Consider the following 15,621-nt stretch of genomic DNA (forward strand, 5'->3'; position numbering starts at 1 on the left):
AGCGGCCTCGAATTAGTGAGCGGCTGCCGCACGCATGGCGACCTGCTGAGCAGTGACCGGCATGCCGGGCATAAACACTTTCTGCAGTCCGGCGACGATCACCCGGTCGCCCGATTGCAGACCCGATTTGACGATGCGCAGACCTTCTACCATCGCGCCGGGCTGAATATCGCGCCGCTGAGCTTTGCCTTCCCCATCCACCACGTAGACATATTTGCGATCCTGGTCGGTCAGCACCGCCTTATCATCGATCAGCATGGCCTCGAACTGCGCGCTGCCTGGCAGACGCACGCGGGCAAACAGACCGGGCGTAAACTGACGCGCCTGATTGTCGAGCAGGGCGCGCATACGAATGGTGCCGGTGCTGGCGGTCAGCTGGTTATCCAGGAAATCGACCTTGCCCTGATGCGGGAAACCCTGATCGCCGACCAGCGCGATCTCAACCGGCAGCGCATGACGCTGCTGGCCCTGACGCGCCATCGCCTGATAGTGCAGGAAGGTGTTTTCATCGACGTCGAAATAGACATACATCTGCTGCTGCGACACCAGCGTGGTCAACACACTGGCGCTGTCACCGGCGGTCACCAGATTGCCGGGGGTGATCATGGCGCGGCTGGCGCGACCGTCAATCGGCGCGGTGACGCGGGTAAAGTCCAGGTTCAGCTGCGCCATATCGACGGCGGCTTCGGCGGCCAGTACATCCGCCTGCGCCTGACTGGCGGCAGCGCGACGCTGTTCCCACACCTCACGCGAAATCGCCTGGGTGCCAATCAGCTTCTCGCTGCGACCCGATTCACTGCGCGCCAGACTCGCCTGGCTGCGCGCCCGGGCCAGCTCCGCCCGGGCCTGTTCCAGCGCCGCACGATAACTGCGGTCGTCGATGGTGAAGAGCACCTGACCTTTTTTAACCTCATCCCCTTCGCGATAGTTCACTGACTCGATGTAGCCAGAGACGCGCGGACGCAGCTGTACGCTCTGCACCGCTTCAACGCGACCATTAAAGTTGTCCCACTGGCTCACCGGCTTGATGAGCACCGGCGCGGCGCTTACTTCAGGCGGTGGCGGCGGGGCGTTCTGCGCCACACCCTTATCACAGCCGCTAAGCAGGCTGATAAACATGACCATCCCTGACAGGGTCAACCCCTGACGAACCCGGTTCGTAATCATTGTTGTTATTCCGCGATAAATAGAAAAGACGACCTGCAGGCCAATATTTGCAACTTTTAAGATTGCAATTAATCGCAGGGAGTGTAGGCTTGCGTCGCGGGCAACTGCAAGAATAACAGATACACTTTATGTGCGGTTTAGTGCGGGGCGATGAAAGCCTGAGCAATCCGGGAAAAACCCTGAAAAAAGTGCGGCATTTAATGTACCAATAAAACTTGCATTAAATGGCATAGTCAGCCACCCTTAAGTGTAACTGCAACTGATACTAATACTTTTCGCTACAGCGACAGGAGAGACTGGAATGATGAGTGACGCCTTTATTCACGATTTAATCGACTGGATTGATAACAACATCGAAGCACGTCTGGACCTGGATACCGTTTCAGAGCGCGCGGGCTACTCCAAGTGGCACCTGCAGCGCATGTTCAAAGAGCACACCGGCTATCCATTGGGTGAGTACATCCGGGTGAAGAAGCTGAAAAAGTCTGCCGATCGCCTGACCAGCACCGATGAACCGATTCTGAACGTCGCGATTTCCCTGGGCTTTGACTCTCAGCAGTCTTTCAACCGCAGCTTTAAACGGCAGTATGGTGTGGCACCGGGTGCATGGCGTCGTCACAGCGGTGATTCGCACGCTGCATAACTTCGCCAGGGCCAGCCTGTCTGGCCCGCGCTTTCCTCCGGGCGCAAAACTGGTATCATCTGCATCCTGTCGTCACGGATGCCATCATGTCAAAAAAACTCTGGATTGGACTTTTCTTTGTCCTCGCGGCCTGCTTTTACGGCCTTAAACCTTATCTCAACACCGTTTCTGCGCCGGCTCAGGCAGATATCGCCACCCTGACCGATGCCCACACCGTGGCGCGCTGGGTGCTACAGCATCAGCAGTTACCGGACTACTACCTGACCAAAAACGAAGCGCGGCAACGCGGCTGGAATCCGGCCAAAGGTAACCTGTGTGAGGTTCTGCCTGGCAGGGCCATCGGCGGTGACCGTTTTGCTAACCGCGAAAAGCGGCTGCCCCCGCGTGCGGGTCGCCAGTGGTATGAAGCGGATGTGAATTACCGCTGCGGACATCGCGACGCCGATCGTCTGGTCTACTCCTCTGACGGGCTGGTGTTTCTCTCCACCGATCACTACCGCAGCTTCAGACAGGTGCCCTGATGCTTGAACTGGACTTTGATCTGCGCGAACTCACCACGCGCGCGGCTTTTTATCGCGAGTTTGCCGGGCAGAGCGGCTGTCCGCCGACCTTTGGTCATAACCTGGATGCGTTGTGGGACTGGCTGACGGGCGGCATGGCGCTGCCTGCCACACTGCGGTTGCAGCATTACACTGCGCATCAGGCTGATTTAGCGCCGGTGCTGGCGCTGCTGGAAGAAGCGGCGCAGTCGCTGGAAGGCGAACTGCACCTGATCGTGGAGTAAGCCGGCAACGGTTTTATTGCCGTCTCAGTCTCAGGTCGGCCGGGAAGCAGGGTGCAGTCGCACAGAGGCGAACTGCACCCGATTATCGGTTACGTGCGCAGCGGCTTCAGCAGCGCAATCAGCGCCTCGCGGGCCGCCAGCGGCAGATCCCCACCGCCGGTATAGCCGTTGTTCTCAACGATCACCTGATTCAGTCCCACCAGCCAGTCGTAGATATAATAGGCGGTGTGATTCGCCGGTGCCGCTGAGAGTCGGGTCAGGCGCTGACCGGCACCGAAGCTGACGCTGGGAGCGGGCGGGCGCGAGAAAATCACCTGGCCGCGGTTGACGCGGCTGGCGGGACGTTCTGATTCCGGGCGCTGTAAAAAGCCGAGCCAGGCCACAAAATCGCCCAGCACCGTCATCGCCCGCGTCACCTGCCGGTCGGCGCGGGATTCGTGCGTCACGCTTTGCGTGTCAGGTTCGTGCAGCGCCTGCTGCAGTTTTTGCGCAATATCGGTGCGGAACCCGGCGGTGATCAGCTCTTCTACCAGCCACTCCATCGTCGCCTTATCCACGTTAAGTAACGCCAGCAGGCTGCGGTTTTCCGGCAGCTGACGCAGGTGATCCAGCCACAGCAGCAGCACCTGGCGCGGAAACTGCTGGCTGCTGTGCAGGCTCTGACGCGGCTGAGCCGGTACGTCAGCGGGTGCGTCACTGAACAGGTCAAATTCAAACCCGATGCCGAACTGATTCTCCGGCGCCTGATGGGCCGGTTTGCTGCCCGGCTGGGTCGCCTGATTGAGCCACAGCTGACGCAGGGCTTCACGCGGCGGCTGCAGACGCTCCAGCAGCTCGCCATGCAGGCCGGTGCGATGCTGTAAACATTTCAGCAGCGTGTCGGCGATGTTCTGCTTGCGTGCCGCCTGTTCCGGGCTGGCACCCGCTTCGGTCCACGGCAGTAAACGCCGCTCGACGACGGTGTGCTGAATCTGCGCGAGCTGTGCCAGCAGCATGTCGCGGCGGGCGTCAGGCTGCATCTCATCCTGCAGCCAGCTCGCCATGCGATCGACGCCCGCGCGATCCAGGGCCAGCATAGAGCCCCAGTGCTGACCGGGCTGTCCCATCTGCCGCTGCACCGCCTCATCCACATTAATCTGCTGATGACGGGCGTCGAAGGGGGTGATGGCCCAGATGAGGCGCGGTTTCTCTGCGGCCTCCTGAGCTGGCTGCTGGCGCTGCCATTCGCGCAGCGTTTCGCTGACCCGATCTGCATCCTGACGCTGGCTGGCCGCCGTGCAGACCAGCAGCAGATCGATCGCCTGTCGCGCGGCATAAAAGCCCGGCAGCAGGGCGCGTTTCTGTTCCAGCAGCTGTGCGCGCAGCGGGTCCTGCTGCTGCAGGCGCTGACGATCTTCCTGGGTCGCCACATCGCTGGAGTGACCGGGCGCAGGCAGCTCCAGCATGTCAGCATCATCATAGAGCGCGGTGCGCGGGGTGGAGCTCAGCGGCACCAGCACTTCCAGCGTCAGCAGGGCCAGCAGGCCCAGCGGGACGCGCTGGGCCTTGCCGATGCGGTTACCGTTCAGCGGGCAGACTTCCACCGGCTGCGGCTGATCCTGCTCGCTGGCTGGCACAATCAGCTGTCCGGCAGGCAGCAGGGCGTTATCGACCAGCAGGCTCAAGGGGGCGAGCACCCGGCTGCTGTTACGCAGCTGATGGCGCAGATGCAGCAGCGTGCGCAGCATCTCGCTCAGCGCCGGTTCAGCGGGCCAGAGCAGGGAGAAAAGCTGCACCCGATCGTCGACGCTCAGCCAGGGCGCCAGTTCAACCGCCTGTGGCCAGAAGTGGCGATCCAGGCGCGCATCGTAGTGCGGACGGCGACGGCACCATGACCAGAGCGTGACCAGCGCATCACTGTCCAGACCGGCCAGCGGCGAGGCAAGGCGATGGCGCTGCAGACGCTGCAGCCCGTTGTCGATCTGCGCCACGTCGGGTGTGCCCGCAGCGGAACAGGCGAGCATCAGACGGATAACTTCCGCGTCATTCAGCAGGGTCAGTTCAACCGGCCACTCAGTCGAGAGCGGCTCGCGCTGATGGCTGAAGCGGGTGGCGGTGGCAAAATCCAGGTTGCCGGGATTGACATGCTGGAACCAGTAGAGCTGTTTGTCGCCCATGCGGGTCACCAGCTGGCCCTGTGCATCGGCCACCATCTCGTTAAGCAGCCAGGCTTTGCCGGCCTGCGACTGACCAAACAGGGCCAGCGTCACCGGACGGGCGACCTGCTGAGCCAGCGCCTGGGTCTGCACGCGTGCCTGACGCAGTTGCAGCGTCAGCGTTTCCGCCTCCAGCGCCAGACGCGGCGACTGCTCACGGCTGTTCTCAATCCATTCCAGACTGTTGTTCAGGGCGTCCTGTAACAGGCCCAGACGTTTTGCCAGCGTCTGAGGCTGGCGGGGTTTCAGGGCTTTCATCGTTTACACACGCTCCCGCTGTCAATCCAGTATTGCGCATTGGCGTTGCCGGTCGCCGACAGGGTATTCAGCTTCAGACTCAACTGCTCCAGCGGCACGCGGGTGCCATCATCCAGCTGCGCATCGCTCAGCACCAGGTTTTCCGGGCCGGACGCACCGGGGCCGGCTTTGACCGCCAGGCGGATGCGCAGCACGCTTTCGCCCGCCACTTTACGCGCCAGCGTCGGGTCGTTCAGCGTCAGGCTGTAAAGCGGTGAGGCGGGCCAGCGGTCGTTATCGAGCTGGCGGAAGCCCAGACAGACGTTACCCCGGATGCGGAAACTGCGTTTCCGGTCCAGCGCAAAGCCGGGATCGTCGAGGTCAATGTCGCTGTAGCAGAGATTCTCATCCGTCAGGGCCTGGTTTTCATCCAGCATGCCCAGATAGCGGATGGTCGAGTAAGGTTCAAAATCACCCGCGCGGAACCAGAAGCTGCTGAGGCGCAGATCCAGCGCCAGCAGGCAGAGCATCGCGCCGACGGCGGCGGTCGATTTCGGGTTGTCGATGCGGCCATGCTTGTTAAACGGATACCAGTCGCTGGTGTGATAGCCTTCCAGTGACAGAATGCGGCTGCCCGGCAGTGGCTGCAGATGGCGCACCAGCGCCTGAATGCCAGGGAAGCGTGACGGACGCCCGGTCAGCAGCAGCACATCGCACTGGTAGAGCGAGACCACCTCACACATGGAGCGCAGCGCCGGGATGATGGCCATCCGGTGCTGCATAAACTCGCCGTGCAGCTGCGCGAGGCTCACGACCAGCGGCACCTGCAACAGATCAAAGCGGCTGTTGCCGCCCAGCTCGCGCTGGATCTCGCCGTTAACAAAGGCGAGCACCGCCTCGCCAGGCGTCTGCTCAACCAGTTCGCCGAACAGGGCGTTGATTTCTGCGTGACTCTCCAGCGGATCCCAGTTCTCATAGCGTTCCAGCACCGCCTGCGCCAGCGGAATAAACAGCTGCAGCGTAACCTGCTGACGCAGCGTGGCCTGACCGTCCATGCGGCTGTCGTGACCAAACAGCTTGTTCATCAGCGGTTCCGCCAGCGTCAGGCCCGCTTTCTGCAGGTGCTGCTGCAGCGCCGGTAAGATCCACAGCTGAATCACATCCAGCAGGATGTCATCACCTGCCACCTTAAAGCCTTCACGAAACAGCAGGCGCGGCGTGATTTTAACGTTGTTGCCCTGACCATCATCCAGACGATACTGGGTAATCGCCAGGTCGGTGGTGCCGCCGCCGATGTCAATCGAGGCGATGCGCAGGCTTTTACCTGGCAGTTCGCCCTCATCGCGCGGCCGATCGGGACGCGCCATGCTGCTGAAAAAGTCTTCAGCGCGACCGGCAAAGTTGACCTGCGTCTCATTGAACAGCCAGACCATCTGCCCACAGGTGGCTTCATCCCACTCCATCTGCACATCCGGCAGTGGTTTCGGGTTCTGACGGGAGACGGCCGGCGCCAGGTCATCCTCATCCGCGAGCCAGCCTTCGGCTTTCCAGACCAGCGCCAGCGCCTCCTGCATCCGGCGACGGAAGATTTCACGCTCCGGCTTGGGCATCGCGGACGGCAGCGTCAGGATCACATGGCGCAGCTGACGCGGCGCGTGACTCTGTGGCATACGCTGACGCTGAGCCGCGCTGTTCATCTGCATCAGCGCCTGAGCCAGCAGCTCACAGAGCATAAAGGTCATCAGCGAACTGCGGCTGTAGTGCGGTGAAAAGACCGGCAGACGATCGTCCGGCGCCAGCGTCGACAGCGGCTGGCCTTCATCGTTCAGCAGCGTGGTAAAGGGGGCACCATAAGCCAGCGGTTCCGCCTGCTCGCCCGGCGTGTTAAAGCGCCAGCCCGGCTGATAGCGTGCCTCATCCCACAGATAACGGCGCGGGCTGGAGAGGCCGGTGCTGCCTTCCAGTCCCGCACGCTGCAGGGCCAGACGGCTCGCCTCACGACCGACACGCGTCAGCGACGGCCACATAAACGCCTGTTCGCGCCCGCTCTCCAGCGAAAAGTTCGCTTTACCAAAGCGGGTTTCGGCAAATTCCAGACGGCTGTCAAACAGCTCGTTGTAGACCTGATGCGGCTGAGAAAGGTCGCGCAGCTGCAATTCATAGGTCTGCTTCAGGCCGTTGCTCTCTTCCGGGTGATCTTCCACCAGGATGCCGCAGGTGTGGGAGTTGCCCACATCAAGGATGATATCGACGTTAACCGCCGGGGTCTGCAGTGTGGCGGCCTGAATGTGGATCTCGCTGAGGTCGAGTTGCTGGCCCAGCAGCTCCAGCAGATTCAGGTAGTGCGCCTGATACTCAAATTCACGCAGCGCCTGTTTGATCGCCTGCTCGCGGCGGTCGCTGACGCGGTCGGTAAAGGATTCGCGCAGCCAGCCATCGACCCAGGTCAGATCGAGAAAGTCGCCCAGCTCGTAGTTGTGCCAGGCGAGGGCAAAGGTGACCCCATTCTGCGCATCCGCCGGGGTAAGGCCCAGCTGCTCGCCGCCATCCTCTTCCGCCACGCAGCGGGTATCAAAGGCAAGGGTAACGCGATGGGTATTGCCCGCCGCGTCCGGTGCGGGCAGGGCAACCAGACGCATCCGTGCCCAGTTTTCAGGGCCACCGATAAAACGACGTCCGCTGGCACAGCGCAGCATGGGCAGCGGCAGCCAGCAGGCTGACAGCAGCGACAGGGAGTCCGCCAGCGCGATATCGGATTCCGGGCGCACCACTTCGGCAGCACCACCATCTTCCGGATAGAGCAGGAACTTTCCGCTGTTGCCATCGACGTTCAGGCGCAGCAGCGGGCCGTTGGCCGTCTGGCGCACAAACTGACGGCGCGCCGGGGTATCTGAGAGTTGCAGACCAAAATCCAGGAACTGCACGCCGCTGTTTTCAATCAGCGAAATTTTTTGTTTGTCATCGATCAGGGGAGCCAGCATCGTTATTTACTCTCACGCTTAATCGTCATCGGGAAGACCCGGTCTTCAGCAAACTGCGCTTCGCACTGCGCGGCGCCAATGCTGGCGTGGCAGACAAGCAGCGGCATACGGTAGCGCGAATTGTTCTGGCACTTCGCGGTGTAGCGGCTCTCAATCACCAGATTACCGGCGCTGGTCATGGCGGCGCTGACATCGGCTTTACAGCTGGTATTACCCTGAGTGACCTGCACGCTGCCTTTACCATTTTTAAACTGGAAGCGCATCACGGGTGGCTTACCGGTTGGCGTCGGCATCTGGTTGATGGTGACCCGCCAGCGGCCATCGATCACCTGCACCTGACCGTCGCGCACCGCATCCGGCGTCACAATCAGATCGTCTGGCTTCGCCGGTACCGTCGGGGTCGCTTCACTGGCAAGGGTAGCAGACGCGGCGGCAGGCGGAGTCTCGGTGGTGCTGGCCGCTGTCTGCGGCTGTGTGTCCGGGCGCGCTTCAGCCGTGGCCGTCACCGCTGGTGGGGTGAGGGTGGCCGGCGTCGTCACCGCGGGCGCGCTGGCGGCCTCGGTCGGTGCAGCAGCCACCGGAGGCTGGCTCGCCGTGACTGCCGGCTTGGCGGGAGCAGGCACCGTAGCCGGGGTCGCCGCTGGCTTCGCCGTTGCCACCGGGGTGGACTCAGAGGGTTGACGATGCAGCAGCACGGCCACCATGACGGCGGCGGCAATCGCGACCGGTGGGAGCAGATACCAGACGCGGAAACGGCGACGCGCCGGGAGAGGCGCAACGGGCTGAGTGTCGACAGGCGCAGCAGGCTGGGGTTCCGGTTCAGGCAGAATTTCAGGTTCCGGAACCGGTGGCGGCGCGAGGATCTCCGGCTCTGCCACGACAGGCGCGGCAGGCAACACAGCCGGTGGCGGTTCAACCAGCGCCACCGGCAGATTCTCTTCCAGGGTGTCACGCAGGCAGGCCAGCGCGTCATCGCGGCTGCGCGCCTGTGCGTCGACAAAGCCCCAGAACGTGATCACCGGTTTGCCATCGACCAGATAAACATACTGCTGGTCGGGGAATTGCAGGGTCTTGCTCAGCAGCGCGCCAAACAGGCGCATCGACGGATTCTCTGCCGCGCGCGCGCGCGTACTGAGATCCTGCATATCCTGCTGGCAGGCGGTAAGGTGCTGCAGCGCCGCGCGACGCTCATGATCGCTGGCACCCAGCCAGGATTTCACCCGGCCGCTGAAAGGGGCATACCAGTCGAGGCGGTCGCCCCGGTCGTTGGCCTGGGGAATGGCCAGGCAATCTGCCAGTGCGCTTTGACGGCGCAGGCGCAGGGTTTCACGAATTTGCAGTGCTGAGGCGTAGACCGGCTGGCCATTTTCACCTAATGCCAGAACTGCATCTAAATTACCGCTGCGCAGAAAAGTTTTTGCCACCTGTTGGGCCCTTATCGGTCGTTGTCTGAGGCAGAAAATCGCGTGTTATCGACGATTACGTTGATTTTACGCGGGGCAATGACAAATCAAACGGCAGAAAAGGGGCTAAATCCAGCGTTTTTTTCACTGGCTGGCGGAAAAACAACCGCCAGTTCAGTGAGATCAGCAGATTCAGGCGCGTCTGCGCACCAGCAGCAGATGGGCGACAATGCCGCCCACAAGGCCCCAGAAGGCCGGACCAATACCCAGAAGCGAGACGCCGGAAGCGGTGATCAGAAAAGTGATCAGCGCGCTGTCGCGTTCAGCAGGCTGTTCGAGCGCGCGCTGCAGGCTGCCGCCCAGCGTGGCAAGCAGAGCCAGTCCCGCCAGCGCTTCAATCAGTACTCCTGGCAGGGCGCTGAACAGCACGGCGATCAACGCTCCGGACGCACCCGCCAGCAGATAGAAAATCCCCGCCAGCACCGCCGCGCGCCAGCGTTGCTGCGGATCGGGGTCGACTTCATCACTCATGCAGATCGCCGCGGTAATGGCCGCCACACAGACGGAAAAACCGCCAAACGGTGATAACAGCAGCGCCGTCAGGCCAGTCCAGCTCATCAGGGCAGACACCGGTGCACGATAACCGTGCGCCTGTAAGGTCGCGATACCGGGGGCGTTCTGCGACGCCATCGTAACCAGGAAATAGGGCACACCGATCCCCAGCAGGATGGTCAGGGTAAAGTGCGGCATCACCGGTTCGGGCAGCATTACGCTTAAGGGCTGCGGCGGAAAGTGAATGGCGTGCTGCGCCAGCGCGACGGCGATACCGATCAGCAGGGTGACCAGAATGGCATAGCGGGCCAGCCAGCGGCGGGCCAGCAGCCAGGCGAGACACATGCTGCCGCAGAGCACAAAGTTGGTCTGCAAATCGGCAAAGGTCTGCAGCCCGAAGCGCAGCAGAATCCCGGCCAGCATCGCCGCCGCCAGCGAGGCGGGAATGTGATTCATCAGTCGGGCAAACAGTCCGGTGACCCCGCACAGGACGATGAGAAGATTGGAGAACACAAAGACGCCCACCGCCTCGTTCAGCGAAATGCCATGAAAACTGGTGGCCAGCAGCGCCGCGCCGGGTGTTGACCAGGCGGCCAGCACCGGCATGCGGTAGCGCAGCGACAATCCCAGCGAGGCGATCCCCATCGCGATGCCGAGTACGGAGAGCCAGCCGCCGATCTGCGCCGGTGTGGCGCCCGCCGCCTGAAACATCTGGTAAATAATGGCGCCGCTGCTGCTGTAGCCCACCAGCACGGCGACAAAGCCGGAAACCACCATCGGCAGGGTAAAACGGGGATGTTCCACTCTTTTCATCATCGCTCTCTCTCACCCTCAGCGAAGGTGAATCTGTGTTGTGCGTTATAGCGCACATGATTGCATGATACGCTATAACGCACAAGTGCTACACTGGCAGCATAACGTCAGCTCATTGACGAAAAATGCAGGAGAAAAAATGGCAGATTTTCAGCAACACCTGAGCGCCGCGCTCAGACAGTTGCGCCAGGCCAACGGCTGGAGCCTGACGCTCACGGCGGAGCGAACCGGCGTCAGTAAAGCGATGCTGGGGCAGATTGAGCGCGGCGAATCGAGTCCGACTGTGGCCACGCTGTGGAAGATCGCCACCGGTTTCAGCGTTCCCTTTTCCTTTTTTATCGACGGACGGGTGCTTCCCTCTGGCGCGGTCGCCGGGTTCAGCCAGGCCAACGCCGAGATGACGGTTCATCCGCTGCTGCCTTACGATCCGCAGCTGCGTTTTGATCTGCTGGCGGTTGAGCTGGCAGCGGGCGCGCAGAGCCAGTCGTCCCCCCATGAAGCGGGCTGTGTCGAGCAGGTGGTGGTGATTGAGGGCGAGCTGCTGCTGGGCGTCGGTGATATCTGGCGACGACTGGTGGCGGGAGAGGCGTTCCAGTTCAGGGCGGATGTGGCACACAGCTACCGTAATCCGCTGGCGACGCCACTGCGTTTTCACAGTCTGATCCACTATCTGCAGCGGCCGGACGTTACAAATTGATACCTGAGCAAACTACACAGTTTACCTTCGTATCTCTATACTTTCGCCTGGCTATGGAGACCGGCAATGAGCGATCTGACTGAATCGGCAGCCCTGCTGCGCATGCTGGTGGGTAAGCTGAGTCGCCGCCTGCGCGAATCGGCCCCACCCGGTGAGTTAACATGGTCACAGGTGGCGGTACTGGGCCATCTGGTGCGGGACGGGGCGATGACGGTGACGCAGCTGGCCGCGGCGGAAGGCGTGCGCAGCCAGTCGATGGGCAGCACCGTTGCGGGGTTACTGGCGGCGGATCTGGTGACAGGGGAACCCGACCCGCACGATGGACGCAAGACCCGTTACCTGCCGACCGCGGCCAGCCTGGCGGTGATTGCTTCCAGCCGCGCGATGCGTGACGACTGGCTGGTACGGACGCTGGAGGCCCGGCTGACGCCGGCTGAACAGCAGCAACTGACCGATGTTCTCCCTTTACTGCAGCGACTCGCTGACCATTCACTTTAAGGATTTAATATGGCTGTAACCACACTTGATGCAAAAACGGCGCTGATTGTTATCGACCTGCAGCATGGCATTGTGGCGCTGCCACTGGTTCATGAGCCGCAGCCGGTGATCGAACGCTGTGCCGCGCTGGCGGCGGCATTCCGCCAGCATAATCTGCCGGTTGTGCTGGTTAACGTGGCCGGTGGTGCGCCAGGCCGCACTGAGCAGGCCCGTCACAGCGGTGAACTGCCTGCCGACTGGGCGACGCTGGTTCCGGCAATGACGCCGCAGCAGAATGACATCACCATCACCAAAAAGAGCTGGGGCGCGTTTCAGGCCACGGCGCTGCACGAGGAATTGCAGCAGCGCGGTATCACCCAGGTGGTGATCTGCGGGATCGCGACCAGTATCGGCGTGGAGTCCACGGCGCGACAGGCCTATGAGTCAGGTTACAACGTCACGCTGGCGACCGATGCGATGACCGATCTCAACATTGATACGCACAACAACAGCATCAATCTCATTTTCCCGCGCCTGGGTGAAACCGGCAGCAGTGAGGAGATTGTTGCGCTGCTGCCGCAGGCCTGATCTGACTGAGTATCAGGCATAAAAAGTCCTGCCACGGAGGGCAGGACAGGGATGGCTGAACGTGCCACCTTCAGTTAAAAGCTAAAACGGTAACCGGCATTGAGCTGGCGTTGATCAAAGCGCTGACCGGTCGTTAAATCGGCTTCCAGATAAAGATGATGTGCGGTGTCTATATCGGCACTGACTCCCAGTCCGTTGCGCAAGGCATTTCCGCTGAAATCCGCTTTCTCCGTTGAACCGTTCAGAGCATATTGCATGCTGGCTGAAAACTCGCGTTCCACGCCGGTTTTGAAATAGACATTGTAATTCGTGGCTCCACTTTTCTGACTGTATCCTGCCAGCGCGCCTGCCCGACCGTTAACGGAATGATAATCTTTAAACGCGATAACCAGACCGTTGCTGGCCCGGGTCTGCGACCCTTTCTGCCGGCCTGCGGTAATCTGAGCCTGAGGTTCGAGATAAAAGCCCTGGTCATCATGAGAGAAGTGAAAACGCCTGCCCGCCTCAACGGAAAATGTGAATCCGGTTGATTTGGCCTGACCGGAAACCAGATTCTGCTGGCTATCTTTCACCTTGAACTGATTGCGGATGCGGTTGATCTTAACGACCTGGTCGATGTAAAAACCGTTGTCGGCGACCCAGGTCAGATAGCCCCCCACATGTTCTGATTTGGCCGTACCCTCACCCCCGCGGTAGTGAGGTGAGGCGTTGGTAGTCCCCATAAACAGGCCGCCTGACACATTTATATCGTCGGCCAGACGCTTATCTGCGCCAAACTGATAGCCGCTGTAGCCCATTTCAAAGTCACTCAGCCTGCCGCCTGAGAAGGTGTTCAGTTTACCGCCGAAGCCCCGCAGCCAGACATTCCCTTTCGCATGGTCCTGGCGGATGTCGCCCAGTCGCTGAAACAGGGTTTGCGTTTCGACATAGTTCATCAGGTAACTGACATGCAGGAAATTACCGCCTGCATCTGCCGTGGTGGTAATCGGGGGCGCTGGCGTCGGTGCCGGTTCAGGTTCAGGTTCAGGTTCAGGTTCTGGTTCTGGTTCTGGTTCTGGTTCTGGCGCAGGCTGCGGAGCAGGGGCTGGCTCTGGTGCCGGAACCGGAGCCGGAGCGGGTTCTGGTTCCGGTGCTGATGTGGCGCCGGAAGAGTAGAGTTCCCAGTTCGTGCCGGTTTTACGCACTGAGTAGAGATAGCCGCCCAGTTCAATATCTGATGCTGTGGTAAAATTTGCTATCCCGTCAGGAGTTTCTGCCACGGTTAATAACTCATGGCCTGTTGTCGCCAGACTGCCCTGATTAACAAATGACAATGTGAAGTCACCCTGGCTGCTGTTTGTGACAACCAGCTTATCGCCACGGTTATTAACGCCATCACCTTCACCTGCCAGATCAACACGCATATTAAAATTACCACTACCTGACAGATCGGCAACGGTTAAGGTGGAATAATCGGATGCAGAGATTGACCGGGTAAAATCAATCCGCCCCTTATTCATGTTTAACCGATCCACATTTGAATTTGCGCTGACATACCAGTCACTTTTATCTAAGGTCGTATTCAGATACCCCTTATTTACACCGTCGCTGATGGCTGCGCCTTGCCAGACCGAGCCGGGCTGCAGCGCTAAATCAACGAAGCCGCCGCGGGAATAAACGGATCCTGCCATATTCAGTTTGCCGTCGATATTAACCACGCCCTGTGCATAACCTTCGTTATATTGCGTGGCGATGGCGAACTGATCTGCCGAAGCCATAGCGATATCGACATTACCGGTCAGATTGATCTCGCCGCCTGTCATTGCATAAAGCGCCGCTCTGGGAGTCACTGAACTACTGATGGAAACATTATTCGCCGAGATATGACCCGCGTTCAGCGCCCACAATGCCATGTTGGCGCTGGTAATATCTGTCTCATCAAGCGTGACAGAGGAGCCAGACGTCTGGGCAGAAGCGGCATAAGCACCGCCTGAATGAAGGCTGTTTCGCTGTTCTGCTGTTCCTTTGAAGTTAATGATTGCTGACGTGCCGCTGGCGACGATGCTGCCAGCCTGTGCTGACGTCACATGGCTGCCGGGACCAATGTCAGCAACGCCATTCTGACGCACTTCCAGACCGATTGAGCCGCTTCCTGTCGTATTAATGGTCAGATTATCAGCGGCGAGTTCACCAAAGTTCCAGATACCAAAGGCGTTCGCGCCAGTTGTCGTGATGGTGCTTCCGGATCCGAGATTCGCGAGCGAATCGGCCTGCAGATTGAGGCCATAAGCAGAATCGCCTGTCGTGTTGAGCGTCAGTTGATTTGCGGTCAGTGTTGTGCGGCGGGATGACTCTTTCCCATTCAGGGCATGGACCCTGATAGCGTGACTTCCTCTGCCCTGAGTCGATAGGGTGCTGCCACTCCCCAGGTCCACGCGGGTGCCCGCATTGCTGACGCTGAGGCCAAAACCACCGTCTCCTGTCAGATTCACCGTAAGGGCTTCCGCTTTCAGCGATGACGCTCCCCGAATCAAAATACCGGAAGCGGTAGCGGTTCCGGTCACATTGACAGTGGTTCCCGTCCCCAGATCGGCAGTAATATCCTGACCCGTAATATTAATACCCTGGGCACTATTTCCACTGATATTGAGAGTAAGTCCTTCCGCAAACAGCTGGCTCTCATTCCCCCAGATGACTACGCCGCGTGCATAATTATCGGCATCAGTAACGTTTATAAAAGCGCGACGACCCAGATTAACAATTCCGGTCTGATTGTAGGGATTGACGACGCCATATAGCCCGCCTGAATAGGTGGCGTCTCCGGTCAGAATGTCGCCATCATTCAGGGTTATATTGGCCCCTGTCTGGCTTCCGATATTCTCACCCGCCACGTTACCGCTCATCATAAATCCTGTCAGTAACGCCAGCGGCGTTAAACGACTCATTATCTTATTCATCAGCAAAACATTCCCTGTGTGGCACGAAAAATCAACGCGCACACAGAAAGATTAATTATTCAATGTGCGGCTAGGTAGATACGTTTGAGCTGAGAATAATTTATCAGGGAAGACGGGTTTTATATTTGATTTATCCCAAATGTGTTCC

At 60.0% G+C, this 15,621-nt stretch carries 12 protein-coding genes; 6 read left to right on the forward strand and 6 right to left on the reverse strand.

Translation table 11 applies throughout. From position 1 onward, the window contains the following. Positions 1–12: 12 nt before the first annotated feature. On the reverse strand, positions 13–1,167 hold the full coding sequence (locus AC6I7A_RS08965; RefSeq protein ID WP_033736255.1) for an efflux RND transporter periplasmic adaptor subunit: 1,155 nt from the start codon (positions 1,165–1,167) through the stop codon (positions 13–15). 301 nt (positions 1,168–1,468) lie between these two features. Here AC6I7A_RS08965 and AC6I7A_RS08970 point away from each other — a divergent pair, with 301 nt between their 5' ends. From AC6I7A_RS08970 to AC6I7A_RS08980, 3 genes are all read left to right on the forward strand, one after another. Further along, complete coding sequence (locus tag AC6I7A_RS08970; protein ID WP_009090299.1) at positions 1,469–1,810, forward strand: helix-turn-helix domain-containing protein; 342 nt, start codon at positions 1,469–1,471, stop codon at positions 1,808–1,810. A gap of 86 nt (positions 1,811–1,896) precedes the next feature. Further along, positions 1,897–2,331 carry a ribonuclease domain-containing protein gene (locus AC6I7A_RS08975; protein WP_009090297.1) on the forward strand — a complete coding sequence of 145 codons (435 nt, stop codon included), beginning with the start codon at positions 1,897–1,899 and terminating at the stop codon, positions 2,329–2,331. After that, entirely contained in the window at positions 2,331–2,594 is a 264-nt protein-coding gene (locus AC6I7A_RS08980) for a barstar family protein (protein WP_058958516.1), read from the forward strand. Before AC6I7A_RS08975 ends, AC6I7A_RS08980 begins: the two co-directional genes overlap by 1 nt. A gap of 89 nt (positions 2,595–2,683) precedes the next feature. Here the strand turns inward: AC6I7A_RS08980 and AC6I7A_RS08985 are convergent, their stop codons facing one another. The 4 genes from AC6I7A_RS08985 to AC6I7A_RS09000 all read right to left on the reverse strand — a co-directional run bounded on the left by AC6I7A_RS08985 (position 2,684) and on the right by AC6I7A_RS09000 (position 10,775). Further along, complete coding sequence (locus tag AC6I7A_RS08985; RefSeq protein WP_058958517.1) at positions 2,684–5,047, reverse strand: virulence factor SrfC family protein; 2,364 nt, start codon at positions 5,045–5,047, stop codon at positions 2,684–2,686. Further along, positions 5,044–8,007 (reverse strand): virulence factor SrfB, encoded by a 2,964-nt coding sequence (locus tag AC6I7A_RS08990; protein WP_267369363.1) that lies wholly within the window; start codon positions 8,005–8,007, stop codon positions 5,044–5,046. Before AC6I7A_RS08990 ends, AC6I7A_RS08985 begins: the two co-directional genes overlap by 4 nt. Positions 8,008–8,009: 2 nt before the next feature. Next, positions 8,010–9,431 carry an SrfA family protein gene (locus AC6I7A_RS08995; RefSeq protein WP_058958245.1) on the reverse strand — a complete coding sequence of 474 codons (1,422 nt, stop codon included), beginning with the start codon at positions 9,429–9,431 and terminating at the stop codon, positions 8,010–8,012. Between the two features lie 171 nt (positions 9,432–9,602). Next, positions 9,603–10,775 carry a benzoate/H(+) symporter BenE family transporter gene (locus AC6I7A_RS09000; protein WP_058958247.1) on the reverse strand — a complete coding sequence of 391 codons (1,173 nt, stop codon included), beginning with the start codon at positions 10,773–10,775 and terminating at the stop codon, positions 9,603–9,605. 139 nt (positions 10,776–10,914) lie between these two features. Between AC6I7A_RS09000 and AC6I7A_RS09005 the strand changes: the two genes are divergently transcribed. The 3 genes from AC6I7A_RS09005 (at position 10,915) to AC6I7A_RS09015 (ending at position 12,537) form a co-directional block, all read left to right on the forward strand. Beyond that, complete coding sequence (locus AC6I7A_RS09005) at positions 10,915–11,472, forward strand: helix-turn-helix domain-containing protein (RefSeq protein WP_009090287.1); 558 nt, start codon at positions 10,915–10,917, stop codon at positions 11,470–11,472. Positions 11,473–11,538: 66 nt separating this feature from the next. Beyond that, positions 11,539–11,970, forward strand: coding sequence for a MarR family winged helix-turn-helix transcriptional regulator (locus tag AC6I7A_RS09010; RefSeq protein WP_009090285.1), 432 nt, complete (start codon positions 11,539–11,541; stop codon positions 11,968–11,970). A gap of 9 nt (positions 11,971–11,979) precedes the next feature. Then, on the forward strand, positions 11,980–12,537 hold the full coding sequence (locus AC6I7A_RS09015; protein WP_009090283.1) for an isochorismatase family protein: 558 nt from the start codon (positions 11,980–11,982) through the stop codon (positions 12,535–12,537). Positions 12,538–12,611: 74 nt separating this feature from the next. Here the strand turns inward: AC6I7A_RS09015 and AC6I7A_RS09020 are convergent, their stop codons facing one another. Further along, a complete protein-coding gene (locus AC6I7A_RS09020; RefSeq protein ID WP_058958246.1) occupies positions 12,612–15,461 on the reverse strand; it encodes an autotransporter outer membrane beta-barrel domain-containing protein in 2,850 nt (949 codons plus the stop codon). Positions 15,462–15,621: the final 160 nt, after the last annotated feature.

The sequence above is a fragment of the Type-F symbiont of Plautia stali genome, assembly GCF_059731105.1.